This window comes from Bacteroides celer (genome assembly GCF_002632415.2).
In the GTDB taxonomy this organism is placed as follows: domain Bacteria; phylum Bacteroidota; class Bacteroidia; order Bacteroidales; family Bacteroidaceae; genus Bacteroides.
In genome coordinates this window covers 3,531,482-3,549,698 of the sequence record NZ_CP178209.1, presented here as the reverse complement: position 1 = coordinate 3,549,698, position 18,217 = coordinate 3,531,482, and the positions used below count along the sequence as shown (strand labels likewise).

Annotated in this window: 10 protein-coding genes and 1 pseudogene; 10 read left to right on the top strand and 1 reads right to left on the bottom strand. The window is 43.0% G+C overall.

The features are described from left to right. Nucleotides 1-14: 14 nt before the first annotated feature. From CJF29_RS14435 to CJF29_RS14395, 9 genes and pseudogenes are all read left to right on the top strand, one after another. Nucleotides 15-3,080 carry a SusC/RagA family TonB-linked outer membrane protein gene (locus tag CJF29_RS14435; RefSeq protein ID WP_099146501.1) on the top strand — a complete coding sequence of 1,022 codons (3,066 nt, stop codon included), beginning with the start codon at nucleotides 15-17 and terminating at the stop codon, nucleotides 3,078-3,080. Between the two features lie 27 nt (nucleotides 3,081-3,107). Next, nucleotides 3,108-3,257 (top strand): annotated as a pseudogene (locus CJF29_RS14430) (RagB/SusD family nutrient uptake outer membrane protein); the annotation flags it as partial. Nucleotides 3,258-3,281: 24 nt separating this feature from the next. Then, nucleotides 3,282-6,083 carry a M16 family metallopeptidase gene (locus tag CJF29_RS14425; protein WP_099146502.1) on the top strand — a complete coding sequence of 934 codons (2,802 nt, stop codon included), beginning with the start codon at nucleotides 3,282-3,284 and terminating at the stop codon, nucleotides 6,081-6,083. Beyond that, complete coding sequence (locus CJF29_RS14420; RefSeq protein ID WP_099146503.1) at nucleotides 6,064-6,963, top strand: ChaN family lipoprotein; 900 nt, start codon at nucleotides 6,064-6,066, stop codon at nucleotides 6,961-6,963. The genes CJF29_RS14425 and CJF29_RS14420 overlap by 20 nt, the downstream gene beginning before the upstream one ends. A 108-nt stretch (nucleotides 6,964-7,071) precedes the next feature. After that, nucleotides 7,072-8,670, top strand: coding sequence for an aspartate:alanine exchanger family transporter (locus CJF29_RS14415; RefSeq protein WP_074559947.1), 1,599 nt, complete (start codon nucleotides 7,072-7,074; stop codon nucleotides 8,668-8,670). Nucleotides 8,671-8,716: 46 nt separating this feature from the next. Next, complete coding sequence (locus tag CJF29_RS14410) at nucleotides 8,717-9,097, top strand: hypothetical protein (protein ID WP_004317845.1); 381 nt, start codon at nucleotides 8,717-8,719, stop codon at nucleotides 9,095-9,097. A gap of 84 nt (nucleotides 9,098-9,181) precedes the next feature. Then, complete coding sequence (locus CJF29_RS14405) at nucleotides 9,182-11,503, top strand: TonB-dependent receptor (RefSeq protein WP_099146504.1); 2,322 nt, start codon at nucleotides 9,182-9,184, stop codon at nucleotides 11,501-11,503. A 125-nt stretch (nucleotides 11,504-11,628) separates the two neighbouring features. Further along, nucleotides 11,629-11,970: a hypothetical protein gene (locus CJF29_RS14400; protein ID WP_074559951.1), complete on the top strand. Its 342-nt coding sequence runs from the start codon at nucleotides 11,629-11,631 to the stop codon at nucleotides 11,968-11,970. A 106-nt stretch (nucleotides 11,971-12,076) separates the two neighbouring features. Beyond that, complete coding sequence (locus tag CJF29_RS14395; protein ID WP_074559953.1) at nucleotides 12,077-14,416, top strand: TonB-dependent receptor; 2,340 nt, start codon at nucleotides 12,077-12,079, stop codon at nucleotides 14,414-14,416. 312 nt (nucleotides 14,417-14,728) lie between these two features. On the opposite strand, the gene CJF29_RS14390 is transcribed toward CJF29_RS14395, so the two are convergent. Further along, nucleotides 14,729-15,643: a cation diffusion facilitator family transporter gene (locus CJF29_RS14390; RefSeq protein ID WP_004300135.1), complete on the bottom strand. Its 915-nt coding sequence runs from the start codon at nucleotides 15,641-15,643 to the stop codon at nucleotides 14,729-14,731. A 184-nt stretch (nucleotides 15,644-15,827) separates the two neighbouring features. Here CJF29_RS14390 and CJF29_RS14385 point away from each other — a divergent pair, with 184 nt between their 5' ends. Then, nucleotides 15,828-18,134 (top strand): family 20 glycosylhydrolase, encoded by a 2,307-nt coding sequence (locus CJF29_RS14385; protein WP_099146505.1) that lies wholly within the window; start codon nucleotides 15,828-15,830, stop codon nucleotides 18,132-18,134. Nucleotides 18,135-18,217 lie beyond the last annotated feature (83 nt).

Below are 18,217 nucleotides of genomic sequence, written 5' to 3'. Positions count from 1 at the left end.
AACAAAACGCTAAAATGAGAGCATTTATTATTTCTTTTTTTGTAGTTATTTTCATTTCTGCCATTAGTTTTCAAGCTACCTATGCCCAACAAAAAGACATTGTGCTGACCGGTATGGTCACAGATCATCAGGGAGAACCGCTTCCTGGCGCTACGGTTCGTATTGGAAATACTCAATTTGGTACGGTGACTGATGCTAACGGACGCTATCAGTTGCGTGGAAGATGGAAAAAAGGAGACATGATTATCTTCTCCTTTATCGGAATGAAAGATGTCCGTGAAAAGTATACGGGACAGAATGTACAGGATGCAGCTATGCAGCAGGATACCAAATCATTGGATGAGGTGGTCGTGGTGGCACGGCAGAATATCAATGAGTTGGATATTCGTGCAAAATCCGGTGTAGTGCAGAATGTAGATATGGGACGTCTGAATAGCAAACCTATGATTGATATGTCGTTAGCATTGCAAGGAAGTGTTCCCGGACTGATTGTTACCAATACAGGTGATTTGGGCTCGAAGCCGGAAATTCGTATTCGTGGAAACTCATCTTTCCGTGAAGGGGATGCTGCAAATGAACCACTATATGTAATGGACGGACAGGTAATTTCATCCGATGCCTTTATGACCCTTAACCCGGCGGACATTAAAGAAATTAAGGTGTTGAAAGATGCTGTGGCATGTGCCTTGTATGGTATCAAAGCCGCCAATGGAGTAATAGAAATCACTTCTTTGCGCGGGAATCCCGATGGACGTACAACTACCAGTTACAGTTTCAATATGGGTATTACTACTCGTGGACGCAGGGGAGTCGAGATGATGGATACGGACGAGAAACTGGAACTGGAGCGCCGATTACAAAATCGTTCTACTCCCGGTTATCGGTACAGCGAGGATTACTACAGGAAGTATTTCGCCAATGATCCGAATTTGAACCAAATGATAGCCGAAGGGCAGGAAATACTCGATTCTTTGCGCACCATTCATACTGATTGGTTCGACGAACTGATTCATTTAAATACCTATCAACGTCATAATCTGAGTGTCAGAGGCGGATCGGAAAAAACGTCTTATTATGTATCTGCCAATTATGCCCAGCAAGGAGGACGTGTGCCGGGGAATGATACACATCGTTTTACTGCCACTATGAGCCTTGACCAGCAACTGGGTAGGGTGGGATATTTATCATTAAGTGCCAATGCGGGATATTCTGAAACAGATACGCCGAATGGAAGTTCATATTCTCCTACCGATTTGATCTATCAACTCAATCCTTATGAAACAAAGACGGGAAAATTAGTTTCTTTTTCTAATGAAACTTCAGATTACACTTATAATGATTTGTTAAGTCAGTACAACAGTAAATCGACAGATAAACGCGGTGGAGTGAGTGGAAGTTTGAATTTGGAGCCTCTGAAAGGATTGAGTATCGATGCTGTAACAGGTATTGATATGCTTTTGAATGAAGGTATGACGCTGGTGCCTTCTACTTCTATCAGTGAACGAAACAGCGGGGTGGATGAAGCAGAGCGTGGAAAGCTCTCCAAAGAGAAAAACGTGACAACGAATGTTTCATCGAATGTCCGCATCACTTATAATAAGATATTTGCCGAGAAACATGATTTTACTATTGGCGGGAATATGGATTATTATATGACGGATGCGGATAATGTTTCTATTACAGGATATGGAGTGGGTATGCAAATGTCACCATCCGCTATCAACCAGTCTATTTCCGGTAACAGAAAACCAGTGGTTGGTTCTTATAAGGAAAAGACTGCCCAACTGGGGTTGGGGCTGGTGATGGGATATAGTTTTGATAATACTTACGATCTTTTCGCGACCTACAAAGCAGACGCTTCTTCTATCCTTCCTGAATCCAAACGTTGGAATGCCGCATGGGCTATCGGTTTGGGATGGACAATCAGCCAGTATCCTTTTCTGAAAGATAATGATGTAATCTCCCGCTTGAACTTGAAGGCTTCTTACGGGCGAATGGCTAATCTGGCGGGAGTGTCTGCTTCATCAACGATTGGTACTTTTTCTTATTCGACTGATTATTATGGAAATGCACGTCTCCTGCAGTTGCTTGCACTTTATAATACCGATCTGAAAGCGGAGCAGACGGCATCTACGGATATTAGTTTGTCGGTTGAACTATTCAAACGTCTGACTTTGGACGCCAACATTTACCGGCGTGAGACAAGCGATGCTTTGCTTGATGTTCCGGTTCCGTTGTCTAATGGATTCAGCACGATGAAACGCAATATTGGCGTGCTGCGCAATGAAGGCTACGAATTGAGCGCTTCTCTGAAAGTACTTGATACTTCTGATTGGCGTCTTTCGCTACGCGGATCACTGGCATACAATCGTAATAAGGTAGTCGATTTGTATTATGCCGATCGCTTATATGCAAGTGAAGAAGCTATTATTCCTGATTATGAGGTAGGAAAATCGTATGATATGATTTATGGATTGAAGTCGTTGGGTATCAACCCGATTACAGGCCTTCCCGTATTTCAGGGAGCAGACGGGCGCGAAATACCAGCCACGGAAAATCCGTCGAAAGAGAACATTGTAGCTTTGGGTCATGCAACCCCTCCTTACAGTGGTATATTCAATTTAAGTTTTTCTTATCGTGATTTTGATTTGGATATGGATTTCTATTATGTATTTGGCGGAGTTAAATCTTATAGTTATTCATACGTCCGCTCTTCCGATGACGCTAATAAAAATGCCATAAAAGGGCAATTGCAGAATATGTGGTTTGAGAAAGGAGATGAAGGGAAGACGTACCATTCTCCTTTCTACAGTTCTTCGGCTATCGCCTCACTGGATTATCCGAATACGGAAACTGTTGGAAAGAGTGATTATCTGAAACTGTCAATGGTGTCATTGCGCTATCGTGTTCCGCACACATTTCTGGAGAAGAACTGTAATTTCATTAAATATGCCAACGTTGCTTTCCAGGCATCCAATCTGTTTATGATTACTCCTTATAAGGAATCTGATCCGGAAACAGGTTCGTTGGCGGGTACGATGCAGCCAGTGTTAACCATTAATTTGAGTTTGACTTTCTAAACATGGATGGATATGATGATTGTAAAAATGATAAATAAAAGTCGGATCAAAACTGTGATAGGCAGTCTTTTCCTGACACTTTGTTTCACTGCCTGCTCATTGAATATTCCGTATGAAAATCAGTTTTCGGATCCGGATGCCATAACAACGCCGAATACTGCCCGTGAGTTGGAGGCTGTGTCAGCGTTTTGACACAACCTCATGTGTGTGTATATACCTGGGTATGCGCAATCTGCTCCGATTTCCCTTCCAAAAGGAACTGTAGAGGGGTATTTGCCTAACGGACTGCATTATTTAATATTAAAAAACGCAGTTCCTGCTTCAAGGGTAGAGTTTCGTTTGATTATGCGTGTCGGTTCTGTTCAGGAAACGGAAAATCAGAAAGGATGTGCTCATTTCCTCGAACACATGGCATTTGGTGGAACCAGGCATTTTCCCAAACGTTCATTGGTGAGTTATCTGGAATCTAAGGGAGTGAAATACGGAATTGATATCAATGCTTTCACAGGTTACGATCGTACTATCTATATGTTTGCTGTCCCCACAGATCATGGGCAGGAGGCTGTTGTTGACAGTTCGTTGTTGATTATACGCGACTGGCTCGACGGAATATCTTTTCTTCCGGAGAAAGTGGAAAATGAGAAAGGAATCATTCTGGAGGAATTGAGAAGTTATGATCTCAATGATGATTTCTATCAGTTGAAGATTGGACAGGGTGTTTTTGGAAACCATATACCTTTGGGTACTGCCGATGATATTCGTAAAGTGACCCCTCAAGTACTCAAAGAATATTACAATAAATGGTATATTCCTTCACTGGCTACATTAGTGGTAGTGGGAGATATTTTTCCCAATGAGATAGAGGCTAAGATAAAAGCAGGTTTCTCTTCATTAAAGAAACGGGTGGCTAAAGATTTCCGCATTTATCCGTTGGAGTATGCGAAAGGTATTCAAATATCGGAAGTAAGAGATTCGTTGCGTAACCATACGAAAGTGGAGTTGATGATTCCTCATCCTTGTGTGGTTGAACGCACTATAAACGATGCTGTCAAGAAAGAAACCGGACGTTTACTGCTTCGGGCAATAACACAGCGCTTTCGGGGGCGTCACATCAAAGCGGATCTATCTGATTCCTGGTATTTGAGCGATAAGAATCATTTGGTATTGGCAGTAGAGGGAAATGACAGGAGCGAAATACTAAGTACTATAACTACTGCCGTAGCCGAACTAAACTGTTTGATTCGCGAAGGATGGGACAAGGAGGAACTGGCAGATGTCCGTACACAATTCTGCAATCAGCTAGCTGAAGGCAATCCTGACGATGCGCGTTCTTCTATTTATTTCTGCGATGATTTTACTGATTATGTGATATCAGGTGATCGTTATATGACTGCCCCGGCGGAGCGGAAGCAATTGAAAGAAGCCATGTTGCATGTGCAAAATAACGATTTGCAATTACTGCTAAAAGAATGGCTTACTTATCAGAAGCAAGCTATGCTTGTTGCCTGTAATTCTCATCCGGGTTTGGGAATGCCATTGACAAAACAGGAAATAGCTGAAGCGTGGGCAGAAGGTGAGCGGGCAGAATGTACACCTTATACTTATGTTCCCCAGGAAGAGAAAGAGGAAGTGCCGGTAGAAACACCCGCTTGTTTGGCTATTCGCCCTCCTTTTGATGCTACGATGATTGCTCATATCAATGTCTATAATGAAATGGGGGTTAGAGAAGTAAAGCTGAAAAATGGCATTCGTTTAATAATGAAGCCTACACAGGATTCTGACAGCACCTTGTATCTGACCTCTTTCGCTCCACTCGGCACTTCTTCCTTGTCCGACGAAGAATATCCTTTGTTAGAAGGTGTTGGAGGATATATCGATATGGGAGGTCTTGCGAAAGTAGATGGTCAAATTTTTTTCGAATATCTTTTTCAGAAAGAAATGTCAATCACTGTAGCTATGGAAAATCATTGGCATGGTTTTATGGGAATGTCTTCCACTGCTAATGCACCGGAATTTTTCAACTTGATTTATGAGAAGATTTTTGATCCTGAACTGAAATACGAAGATTTTGAAGAGATACGTCAGGGATTGATGCAGAATGAAGGAAAAGAAACCATGTTGGAGAAAATGCTGAAAAGAGATTCAGGGCGTCAGTTGTCTGCCCGTATCAATGAATTGATGGGAGCATCTATTAAGCGTCCATCTATTCGCTCTTTTGCAGAACGGTTGAACCTCGATTCCATAGCCGGATTTTATAAGAAATTGTATACACGTCCCGAAGGAACTACGTATGTTGTATGTGGTAGTTTCAATCCGGATTCGCTCATGCGCCAGTTTGTGTCTGTATTCGGAAGAATTCCGGTTTCAGAAAACACGGTGCAATACTCTTATCCTAGTTTTGAACTACCGGATAAAACCCTTATAGAGGGATTTCCTAATGATAACGAGACACAGACCTTGTTTGATTATTTACTTTACGGTCATTACCAGCCTTGCCAAAAGAACACACTCATGTTGAAATTGATGCGAGATGTAATTCGTAACCGCCTGATTTCAGTCTTGCGTGAGCGGGAGTCATTGGTCTATTCTCCTTATATTTCATTGTTTTATGAAGGAATCCCGTGGGGTACATTCTACTTTGACATAAATGCTTCTGCCGATAACCGGAATATGGGACAGATAGACCGTTTGTTGAAAGAAATTCTTCAGAGGCTAAAGGAAGAAGAAGTAGATATACAGGAATTACAAACCATCAAGCGTTCTTTCCTCTTGGCAAAACGTGAAGCATTGAATGAAAAATCACCGGCAGCATGGCGTACCACGCTAGTCGGATTACTTAAAAATGGGGAATCATTAGCTGATTTTGAACAATACGAACAATGTCTTGATGAGATAACTCCGGTTGAGTTGCGTAAAGCTTTCAAAGAATGGATTGACTTGGATAATTATGTGCTATTATATTTGAGTAATAATAAATTAAAGAATGAAACAACAAATGATTAAGCGTTTATTAGTTATATTTTTAGGGTGTTTTTGCCTGCAAATGATTACCTGTGCACAGGTAGGAGTGGACAAACCTGCCTACGTGTTATATGATAATGCGGGGAAAGCAATTACTTACAGCCAGTTGATAAAGCAACTGGAGAAGTATGATGTCGTTTTCTTAGGAGAGATGCATAATTGTCCTATCACTCACTGGCTGGAGTTTGAAATAACCCGTTCCCTTTACCATATCCATAAGGACAAACTGATGTTGGGAGAAGAAATGATGGAGAGCGATAACCAACTGATCCTGAATGAATATTTGCAGCGTAAAATTTCTTACGATCGTTTTGAAGAAGAGGCGCGTTTGTGGCCTAATTATAGTACGGATTATTCTCCGGTAGTCTATTTTGCTAAAGAGAATAAGATTCCGTTTATTGCCACAAATGTACCCCGCCGTTATGCCAATGCAGTGAAAAACGGAGGACTTGAAGTGCTGGATTCACTGTCAGATGAGGCTAAAAGATACATTGCCCCTTTGCCCATCTCTTTCAATTATGATGAAAAGGAGAGTGAGGCAGCTTTTAGCATGATGAATATGATGGGAGGACAAAAATCCGGAGATAATTATAAGTTGGCACAGGCACAGGCTGTAAAGGATGCTACAATGGGGTGGTTTATAGCTCACAATATGAAAGATAAATTTCTGCATATTAATGGAAGCTATCATTCCGACTGGAAAGGTGGGATTATTCCCTACCTACTTCAATATCGTCCCGGAACAAGCGTTGTGACAGTTACTTCCGTACGTCAGGAAAACACGGATAAACTGGATGAAGAAAATAAAGGTCGTGCGGATTTCTATATCTGTGTACCAGAAGATATGGTAACCAGTTATTAAGAAAGTAAAGGAATCAGGTTAGTAAAACTCATAAAAGTCTCCATGATGCTGTGCGTCTGGAGACTTTTTTGTACCTTCGCGCCCTTAAACTAACTAACCTTTATTTTTATGTTTACTGACTTATTGCATTCCTCTTATTTTTCCCTTTTCCTGATTGTCGCATTAGGGTTTATGCTGGGAAGAATAAAAATCAGAGGATTATCTCTCGATGTGTCGGCAGTTATTTTCATTGCCCTTCTTTTCGGGCATTTTGGTGTTATCATTCCTAAAGAATTAGGAAACTTCGGTTTGGTGCTCTTCATTTTTACTATCGGTATTCAGGCAGGGCCCGGATTCTTCGATTCTTTCCGCAGTAAAGGAAAGACGCTCATTCTCATTACTATGCTTATAATTTGTTCCGCCTGCCTGACCGCAGTCGGGTTGAAGTACGCATTTGATATTGATACACCGAGTATTGTCGGTCTGATTGCCGGTGCGTTGACCAGTACGCCGGGTCTGGCGGTTGCTATTGACAGTACCAATTCTCCTTTGGCATCCATTGCTTACGGTATCGCATATCCGTTTGGAGTAATCGGCGTGATTCTGTTTGTCAAACTGTTACCTAAAATTATGCGGGTAGATTTGGATAAAGAAGCCCGTCGCCTGGAGATAGAACGTCGCGGACAATTCCCAGAACTGACTACTTGCATCTACCGTGTCACCAATTCGCATGTGTTCGACCGTAACCTGATGCAAATTAATGCACGCGGTATGACGGGCGCTGTTATTTCCCGTCTGAAACACAATGATGAAATATCTATTCCTACAGCCCATACAGTGCTGCGTGAAGGAGACTATATACAAGCCGTAGGTAGTGAAGAATCATTGAATCAGCTTGCTGTGTTGATCGGTAAGAGAGAAGAAGGCGAACTGCCTTTGGATAAAACGCAGGAAATAGAATCTTTACTGTTGACCAAAAAGGACATGATAAATAAACAACTGGGTGATTTGAACTTACAGAAAAACTTTGGTTGTACAGTGACCCGTGTCCGTCGAAGCGGTATTGATTTGTCTCCATCTCCCGATCTTGCTTTGAAGTTTGGCGATAAATTGATGGTTGTCGGTGAGAAAGAAGGACTTAAAGGAGTAGCCCGCCTGTTGGGTAACAATGCGAAGAAACTGTCTGATACGGATTTCTTCCCCATTGCAATGGGTATTGTACTGGGAGTGCTGTTCGGCAAAATAAATATATCTTTCTCTGATAGTCTGTCATTCTCTCCGGGACTGACCGGCGGAGTATTGATGGTAGCCCTTGTGTTGAGTGCGATTGGTAAGACAGGCCCCATCATCTGGTCTATGTCCGGACCTGCCAATCAGTTGTTGCGCCAGTTAGGTCTGCTTCTTTTTCTAGCCGAAGTGGGAACTTCTGCCGGTAAGAATCTGGTAGCCACTTTCCAGGAAAGCGGATTGCTGATGTTCGGAGTAGGAGCTGCCATCACATTGGTACCGATGCTTGTTGCCGCTATTGTCGGACGTCTGGTATTTAAAATCAGTCTGCTCGATTTGCTGGGAACGATAACGGGAGGTATGACGAGTACTCCGGGACTTGCTGCTGCCGATTCAATGGTGGACAGTAACATACCGAGCGTAGCTTACGCAACTGTTTATCCGATTGCCATGGTATTCCTGATTCTATTTATTCAAATCATAGCTTCGGCGGTATATTAACAGAATTTTGTAGATTCATTGATTGTTAAGTAAATAGTTCGTATCTTTGCCGCCTCAAAGAAAAAACGAGGTGAAACGATTGTTATTGAATATTACACGCTACTTCTTACCGATACTGTTTGTGTCGTATCTGGTAAGCTTCACATTCTTTGCCCACGTGCATGTGGTCAATGGCGTGACAATCGTCCATTCACACCCGTTTAAGAAAGGGGCGGCACATAAACACTCTACAGTCGAACTGTTGCTGATTCATTTTCTGTCTCATTTAACGGCAGACGGTGCAGCCGTAGTTTTTGCTCTTTCCCTTTTTATTCCTTTCTTATTGTATTTGTTGCTCGGCCGTTCGCCGTATGCTCACTATCACTGTCCGTATCATGGGGTAGTGGGACTTAGAGCACCTCCGGCTATTCGTTTCTCCATTCTTTGAATGATGATACCGTACCTTGCATGAGGTAGAGTATTATCTGTCTATCCATGTGAATACTTATCGAAAACGAATAACAAACGAAAAATGAAGAAATACATCTTTTCGCTTGTCTGCCTGTGCTGCACATTGTTGCCTGCCCTTGAAGGACAAGCTCATGAATATCCTAATCATCCTGAATTACGTAAGTCAGACGCCAATATCGTTGGCCATATTCTTGATAAAAACACTAAGGAACACTTGCCCTATATAACAGTCGCCTTGAAAGGTACGACCATCGGAACGGTAACCGATGCTACCGGGCATTATTTTTTGAAAAATCTTCCCGAAGGCAATTTTGTGCTCGAAGTTAGTTCGGTGGGGTATAAAACCGTCAGACGGAATGTGACGCTGAAGAAAGGGCGCACATTGGAAGAAGATTTCGAGATAGAAGAAGATGCAGTTGCCTTGGATGGCGTAGTAGTATCTGCCAATCGTAACGAGACTATCCGTCGCCTGGCTCCGACACTGGTGAATGTGGTGGACTTGAAAATTTTTGAGAATACCAATTCTACGACTTTGGCACAAGGATTGAGCTTTCAGCCGGGTGTCCGTGTAGAGTCTAATTGTCAGAATTGCGGCTTCCAGCAAGTGCGCATCAATGGATTGGATGGTCCTTATACGCAAATCCTGCTCGATTCCCGTCCCATTTTTAGTGCACTGTCCGGTGTGTATGGCATCGAGCAGATTCCTGCCAGTATGATAGAACGTGTGGAAGTGATGCGTGGAGGCGGATCGGCTTTGTTCGGCTCGTCTGCTATTGCCGGAACAATCAATATCATTACCAAAGAACCGATGCGCAATTCCGGTATGTTGTCGCATACCATTACAGGTATTGGTGATGGCGATGCTTTTGACAACAGTACAGCACTGAATGCATCACTTGTGACGGATGACCAGCGTGCCGGTTTGTATATCTTCGGTCAGAATCGCCATCGTTCTGCGTATGACCATGATGATGACGGATATTCTGAAATCCCCAAGATACACGGCCAGACCATCGGTTTCCGTTCATTCCTGAAAACAACGACATATTCGAAACTAACTTTTGAATATCATCACATGGAAGAATTCCGTAGGGGAGGAGACTTGTTGAACCGTCCGCCTCACGAAGCGAATGTGGCGGAACAGACCGAACACTCGATCAATGGTGGAGGACTGAAATTTGACTATTTCTCACCTAACGAGAAACATCGTTTCAATGTGTTTGCATCAGCGCAGCATATCAATCGTGACAGCTATTATGGTGGCGGCCAAGATCCGAATGCTTACGGAAACACCACCGACTTAAACTGGATGGCAGGATCGCAATATGTCTATAGTTTCGGAAAATGTATCTTCATGCCTGCTGACCTGACTGCCGGAATAGAATTCAATCAGGATAAACTGGAAGACAATATGTGGGGATACCACCGTACAGTAGACCAGAAAGTGAATATCGGTAGTGCTTTCTTTCAGAATGAATGGAAGAATGAGCATTGGGGATTTCTGATTGGCGGTCGTTTGGATAAACATAACCTGATTGACCATGTGATATTCAGTCCGCGTGCCAATCTGCGGTATAACCCGACAGAAAACATCAATCTTCGTTTCAGTTACTCATCCGGTTTCCGTGCTCCGCAGGCTTTCGACGAAGATTTGCATGTGGAGAATGTGGGCGGTAATGTGGCGATGGTTGAACTGGCCGATAATCTGAAAGAAGAAAGATCACAGAGCTTGAGTGCCTCGGCAGATATTTATCATCGTTTTGGTGCGTTTCAGGTTAACTTCTTGGTAGAAGGATTTTATACAAAATTATCAGATGTATTTGCCCTTACCGACGGAGAGGTAGTGGATGGAATCCTGACACGTACACGCTACAATGCACCGGGAGCCCGTGTGATGGGACTGACTTTGGAAGGAAAGATGGCATATCTGACTAAATTCCAGCTTCAGGCAGGAGTCACTTTGCAGCAGAGCCATTACAGCGAACCGCACGTATGGAACCCAGACGCTCCGGCTGTGAAGAAAATGATGCGTACACCGAATACTTACGGTTATTTTACAGCAACCTATACCCCGATAAAACCATTATCTATCGCTCTTTCCGGTACATATACCGGTTCGATGCTGGTTCCCCACGAACCAGTTCCGGGATTCCTTGAAAAACCGATAACGGTGAATACGAAGGACTTCTTCGATATCGGTTTGAAGGCTGCCTATGATTTCAAACTTTACAAGTCGATGAACTTGCAGGTGAATGCCGGCGTACAGAATATTTTCAATGCCTACCAAAACGACTTCGACAAAGGGGCTGACCGTGATTCCGGTTATATCTATGGTCCGTCATTGCCAAGAAGTTTCTTTGCCGGAGTGAAGATAAGTTATTAAAATTCGATTAAGATTTAAAATCGTCATAAATAGGGATTGTTTTGCATGGAGACAATCCTTATCTTTGCAAAAAAACAAACTAAACCTTGACTTAGGTGCACAGAATAAATGTGCAAGATGACCGAATGAAACAATTGTACCTACATATAATGAAGTGGTTTCTGCCTGTACTGTTTATCTCGTACATGGCAGGAATCACTTTGTTTACTCACTCCCATGTGGTCAACGGGGTTACAATTGTCCATTCACATCCATTTAAAAAAGGCAGCGAACATAGCCATACGACGGTTGAATTCCAACTAATTCATCTCTTGAGTCATGTGCTGGTGACCGACAGCGGTTTGATACCAACATTCTCTGTTGCTGCTTTATCTCTATTATGCATCCTGTTTGTCCGCCCGCAAATAGAGCAATTTCACCGTTCTTGTCCGGGCGTAATATCTCTTAGAGCACCTCCTGTCGCTTAGTCTATCTTTTTTGGGGAACAGTATTTAGGATCAACGATTAACGATCGCTGCTTCCCTTTCCCTTTATTATTATTTTTCGAATTAAAATATTAAAAGACTAACGACAATGAAGAAATATCTTTTAGTCCTGGTCGGCCTGTGCTGTGTCTTGTCATACGCATTGGCTGAACGTCCGGACTACCCTGAACTGAAGAAATCCGATGCGAATATAATAGGTCATGTACTGGATAAAAAAACGAAAGAACACCTTCCGTACATCACCATTGCACTGAAAGGAACGACGATAGGAACCGTGACCGATGCTACCGGGCATTATTTTTTGAAGAATTTGCCGGAAGGAAATTTTATACTGGAAGTTAGTTCAGTAGGTTACAAGACAGTGACCCGCAACGTAACTCTGAAAAAAGGAAAGACACTGGAAGAAGATTTTGAAATAGAAGAGGATGCAATTGCTCTTGACGGAGTAGTAGTTTCCGCCAACCGGAGTGAAACGACACGTCGTATGGCTCCTACTTTGGTGAATGTCGTCGACCTGAAACTTTTTGAAACAACCAACTCTTCCACTTTATCACAAGGACTGAACTTCCAGCCCGGAGTGCGTGTGGAGACAAATTGCCAGAATTGTGGTTTCCAGCAAGTCCGTATCAATGGTCTGGACGGACCATATACGCAAATTCTGATAGATTCGCGTCCCGTATTCAGTGCCCTTTCCGGAGTGTATGGACTGGAACAGATTCCTGCCAGCATGATTGAACGTGTAGAAGTGATGCGTGGGGGAGGCTCTGCCTTGTTCGGCTCTTCGGCTATTGCAGGAACCATTAATATAATCACCAAAGAGCCTTTGCGCAATTCCGGTCAGCTGTCGCACACCATAACTTCTTTAGGAGGAAGCTCCTCATTCGATAACAACACCTCACTGAATGCTTCATTGGTGACGGACGATCATCGTGCCGGATTGTATATCTTTGGTCAGAACCGTTATCGGTCGGGATATGATTATGACGGAGACGGATTTACCGAACTGCCCAAATTGAAGAATCAGACAGTGGGTTTCCGCTCTTATCTGAAAACAAGTACTTATTCCAAACTGACCTTTGAATATCACCACATGCAGGAATTTCGTCGTGGAGGGGATATGTTGAACCGTCCTCCTCACGAAGTGCATATTGCGGAGCAGTTGCAACATTCTATTGATGGTGGAAGTTTGAAATTCGATTATTTCTCTCCGGATGAAAAGAACCGTCTAAGTGTCTTTGCATCGGCTGCCAATACAGACCGGGACAGTTATTACGGACCGGGTAACGATCCTCTGAAAGCCTATGGAAAGACAACGGATTTAACCGCTATGGGTGGCGCACAATACGTACATACGTTTGACAAGTGCTTTTTTATGCCTTCTGATCTCACGGCAGGGCTTGAATATAACCGTGACCGCCTAAAAGATAACATGTGGGGATATAACCGTCACACGGATCAGACGGTGAATATTTACAGTGCTTTTCTGCAGAACGAATGGAAGAACGACCGTTGGGGGATTCTGATTGGTGGTCGTCTGGATAAGCATAATATGGTGGATAATGTGATCTTTAGTCCCCGTGCCAACTTGCGTTTTAATCCTACCCAGAATATTAACCTGCGTTTAAGCTATTCTTCCGGATTTCGTGCTCCGCAGGCTTTTGATGAGGATATGCATATTGAAAATGTGGGTGGAACAGTGGCTATGATCGAGCGTGCAAAGGATTTGAAAGAAGAGAAATCCCAAAGTTTCAGTGCCTCGGCAGATATGTATCATCGTTTCGGAGCATTCCAGACGAATTTGTTGATTGAGGGTTTTTATACAAGACTGACCGATGTTTTTGTATTGGGCGAACCTTACGACCGTGGTGATGGTATATTAGTGAAAACACGTAGCAATGGCCCCGGTGCTAAAGTGATGGGATTGACACTGGAAGGTAAAGTGGCTTATCTTTCTATCCTGCAAATACAAGCGGGATTAACTTTACAACGTAGCCGGTACGATGAACCGCATAAGTGGCATGACGATGCACCGGCAGAAAAGAAGATTTTCCGTACTCCCGATACATACGGTTATTTCACTGCCACTTATACCCCCATCAAACCTTTATCTATCGCTCTGTCAGGAACCTATACCGGCAGGATGTTGGTGCAACGTATGGATATCACCGCCGAGAATGCCGAACTGGGTGAAATGCCTGAAAGAAAAGCGGAAGCAATCAGAACACCTCGTTTTTTTGATTTGGGAGTGAAACTGGCTTATGACTTCAAGTTATACAAAACGGTTGATTTGCAATTAAACGGCGGAGTTCAGAATATTTTTGAGTCTTATCAGAAGGACTTTGACAGAGGAGCTAACCGGGATTCCGGTTATATTTACGGCCCTTCTTTGCCGAGAAGTTTCTTTGCCGGAGTAAAGATCAGCTATTAATCGGTCATAAAAATAGTTTCCCGGCACGGTACTTTTTGTTTCCTGCGTTGAAACACTTTGTTTCAAATGGTGAAACGATTTGTTTCACACCGGGAAACACTTTGTTCCAAGCCTTGAAACTAATATGTCGTATAGAGACCTGTTCTTTTCTCCTTGTTAATCATTGATTGATCGGGCGGTGATAGGTGATAGATGCGGTGATAGGTTGCAAACAACCTGTCACCACCCCTGAAATCCCCATGAATAAGAGCTTTTGGAAGTGTCGGTGATAGGTGATAGAGGAAAGTGAAAAAAACTCTGTGTAGAGATGGATCAAACCATATCTTTATCGACCCCGAATTTTTCTCCTGTCTGACATTTACCGGCAGGTTCCACATGTACCAGAATGTCATATACATTATCTACCGAATTAATGATGCTCTTCTCCACTGCATCGGCAATCTCATGGGCTTGCGTGATCGTGATTTGTGGATTCACTTCTATATCAAGGGTAATCATATAGAGATTCCCTATCATTCGTGACCGGACGCGATGCGGATTACTGGCACCGGGCACTTTCTCTACAGCCTCGAATATCTTATTATATACATTGACATCTTTCACCCCGTCCATTAGCTCCACATTGGAATCAATGAAGATGCTGATGGAAGATTTGATGATAAAGAGACTGATTATCAATCCTGTTATCGAATCGAGTATCGGCAATTTGAAGATAAAAGTAAATATCAATCCTAACAAAACACTGGTTGAAATGACAACATCATTACGCATATTGATAGCGTTTGCCGTGAGCATGGAACTGTTGATCTTCTTTCCCTGTTTGTACTGGTATGAAGCCAGTAAGAGTTTACCGATAATAGAAAATATAGTGACATAGATGGCGATAGCCGATGGTATCTCTTTCACTTCATCTGAAAAGATGTTTTTAGTGGATGATAGCAACATTTGTACACCGGCATAAAATATCACGAGTGATAGAATCTTTGTTGCGATCCCTTCCGCTTTCTCATATCCGAATACATATTTCTTTGAAGGAGGGCGGTTGATGAGGCGTGCCGTAAAAATCATAACGATAGAGATAACGACGTCGGTTGCCGAGTCGATACCGTCGCCGACTACGGCTAAACTACCGGCAAATAAACCGATTATGATTTTGGATACGGACAAGATTGCATTGCCAATTGTGCTGATCCACGAGGTTGTGATTAGTATTTTCTCTCTTGACATTGAAGTGACTCTTTATAATTGTTTGTAATGGGATTGGGGAGCAAAGATAAACATTAATAGGAGTCTGTGATATGAAGTCGCAAAAAACTTTTTCTGCCTTTTTAGTAGTTTATACGTTTTAGTTGTATTATATATAGATGGTCAATTAAAAACAGGACAATTAATTTATTAAATAGTTAACCGCATGTTCAAAAAACTAAGTAGCTTTTTTCTCATTGTGTCAGCTTGTATTTTTTCTTCTTGCACGCCTACCGTCAAGCAAGAGATTGCAATCTTACCTACCCCCGTTAGTCTGACCGAGCAGTCTGGCTCGTTTGTTTTAAAAGATGGAATGAAGATTGGGGTTTCCGATCAGTCCTTGTTTCCGGCTGTCGGGTATCTGCAGGAGATTCTTCGGAATGTCATATCGTCTTCTGTTGAAGTCACTACCGATAAGAGTCAGGTAGATATGTATTTTCAGTTGAAGGATACTGTTGGAAAGCCCGGCTCTTATAAACTTGAGTCTACGCCGGAGTATATTCGGGTAGAGGCAACTGACTATTCAGGTATTATTTCTGCTATTACTACTATTCGCCAGTTGCTTCCTGCAACGATAGAAGTGCAGGGAGAGAAACAGAATTATTCTATCCCTGTCGTGCAAATAGAAGATGCGCCACGGTTTGAATGGCGTGGATTTATGTTGGATGCTTCCCGCCATTTCTGGAATAAAAAAGAAGTGAAGCATGTATTAGATCTGATGTCTTTGTATAAACTTAATAAATTCCACTGGCATCTGTCTGACGATCAGGGTTGGCGTATAGAGATCGAGAAGTACCCGTTGCTTACAGAAAAAGGGGCCTGGCGTAAATTCAATACGCAGGATCGTACCTGTATGGCACGTGCGAAAGAAGAAGATAATACCGATTTCCTGATTCCGGAAGATAAGATACGCATTGTGGAAGGAGATACGCTGTATGGAGGTTATTACACTCATGATGATATAAAAGAAATAGTAGCCTATGCTACGCAAAGAGGCATTGATGTCATTCCCGAGATTGATATGCCGGGACATTTCCTGGCAGCTATCGGTCAATATCCGGAATTGGCGTGCGACGGATTAATCGGGTGGGGGGAAACTTTCTCTTCTCCTATCTGTCCGGGCAAAGATACAACGCTGGAGTTCTGTCAGAATGTGTTCAAAGAAGTTTTTGAACTTTTCTCTTATGAATATGTGCACATGGGTGGTGATGAAGTGGAAAAAGCCAACTGGAAGAAATGTCCTCTTTGTCAGAAACGGATTCGTACGGAGAAACTGGGTTCGGTAGAAGAACTTCAGGCATGGTTTGTACGTGACATGGAGAAATTCTTCCTTGCCAATGGAAAGAAACTCATAGGCTGGGATGAAGTGGTATCCGACGGATTATCTTCCGATGCTGCCATTACATGGTGGAGAAGTTGGGCGAAAGATGCATTGCCTACGGCAACTGCACAAAAGCAGAAAGTGATTGCTTGTCCGAATGAATATTTCTATTTCGATTATGCGCAGGATCAGAATTCAGTAAAGAAAATACTTGCGTATGATCCGTGTGCAGACGAGCGGTTATCACCGGAACAGAAGAAATATATCTGGGGTGTGCAGGCGAATCTCTGGGCTGAATGGATTCCGACAATGAAGCGCATTGAATATTTGATTGTTCCCCGTATGATAGCGTTGAGTGAAATAGCTTGGGCGGAGCCGACAGCTAAACCGGGTCTCGAAGAATTTTATCGTCAGCTTGTTCCGCAATTTAAGCGGATGGATGTGATGAGGGTAAATTATAGGGTGCCTGACTTGCAGGGATTCTATAAAGTGAATGCATTTATTGATGAAACAACTGTGGAGTTGACTTGCCCGTTACCCGGTACTGAAATACGGTATACGACAGACGGCAGTATGCCTACCAAAGAATCAGCTCTTTATAACGGTGCTTTGGAAGTTGGGAAGACTACGGATTTCGCTTTCCGCACTTTCCGTCCGGATGGTTCTCCTTCGGATGTGGTGCGTACCAAGTATGTAAAGGCTCCTTATGCGGAGGCGGTGACTGCTCCGGCCGCTTTGCAGCCCGGCTTGAAAGCAGTATGGCACGATTTCCGTGGTAATCTTTGTGCGGATATTGATGCAGCTCCTGTCAAAGGGGAGTATGTGGTGGAATCGGTATCCATTCCCGAAGAGGTGAAAGGAAATATCGGTCTGGTATTGACCGGCTATCTGGAAGTTCCTGCCGATGGTATCTATACATTTGCCCTTCTCTCGGACGACGGTAGCACGTTAATGCTTGACGGTGAATTGTTGGGAGATAATGATGGAGCACATTCGCCGGTAGAGATTATTGTGCAGAAGGCTTTGAAAGCCGGGCTTCATCCGATAGAGGTGCGTTACTTCGATTGTAACGGAGGCGTATTGCAGATGGAACTGGTGAATGAAAAAGGTGAAAAAGAAGTATTGCCAAGTGCATGGCTGAAACATGAATAACTATTCTGTTGTTTCAATCATTACTTATTCGTTATAGTCTGAATAGCAAATTTCATTATTTTTAGGTATTGTCCGTCTTGCCG

Bases quoted from the DNA above. Each gene is read 5' to 3' on its own strand.
- CJF29_RS14435 (WP_099146501.1), top strand. From the start codon at position 15: ATGAGAGCATTTATTATTTCTTTTTTTGTAGTTATTTTCATTTCTGCC.
- CJF29_RS14400 (WP_074559951.1), top strand. From the start codon at position 11,629: ATGAAACAATTGTACCTACATATAATGAAGTGGTTTCTGCCTGTACTG.
- CJF29_RS14420 (WP_099146503.1), top strand. From the start codon at position 6,064: ATGAAACAACAAATGATTAAGCGTTTATTAGTTATATTTTTAGGGTGT.
- CJF29_RS14390 (WP_004300135.1), bottom strand. From the start codon at position 15,643: ATGTCAAGAGAGAAAATACTAATCACAACCTCGTGGATCAGCACAATT.
- CJF29_RS14385 (WP_099146505.1), top strand. From the start codon at position 15,828: ATGTTCAAAAAACTAAGTAGCTTTTTTCTCATTGTGTCAGCTTGTATT.
- CJF29_RS14395 (WP_074559953.1), top strand. From the start codon at position 12,077: ATGAAGAAATATCTTTTAGTCCTGGTCGGCCTGTGCTGTGTCTTGTCA.
- CJF29_RS14425 (WP_099146502.1), top strand. From the start codon at position 3,282: ATGTGTGTGTATATACCTGGGTATGCGCAATCTGCTCCGATTTCCCTT.
- CJF29_RS14405 (WP_099146504.1), top strand. From the start codon at position 9,182: ATGAAGAAATACATCTTTTCGCTTGTCTGCCTGTGCTGCACATTGTTG.
- CJF29_RS14415 (WP_074559947.1), top strand. From the start codon at position 7,072: ATGTTTACTGACTTATTGCATTCCTCTTATTTTTCCCTTTTCCTGATT.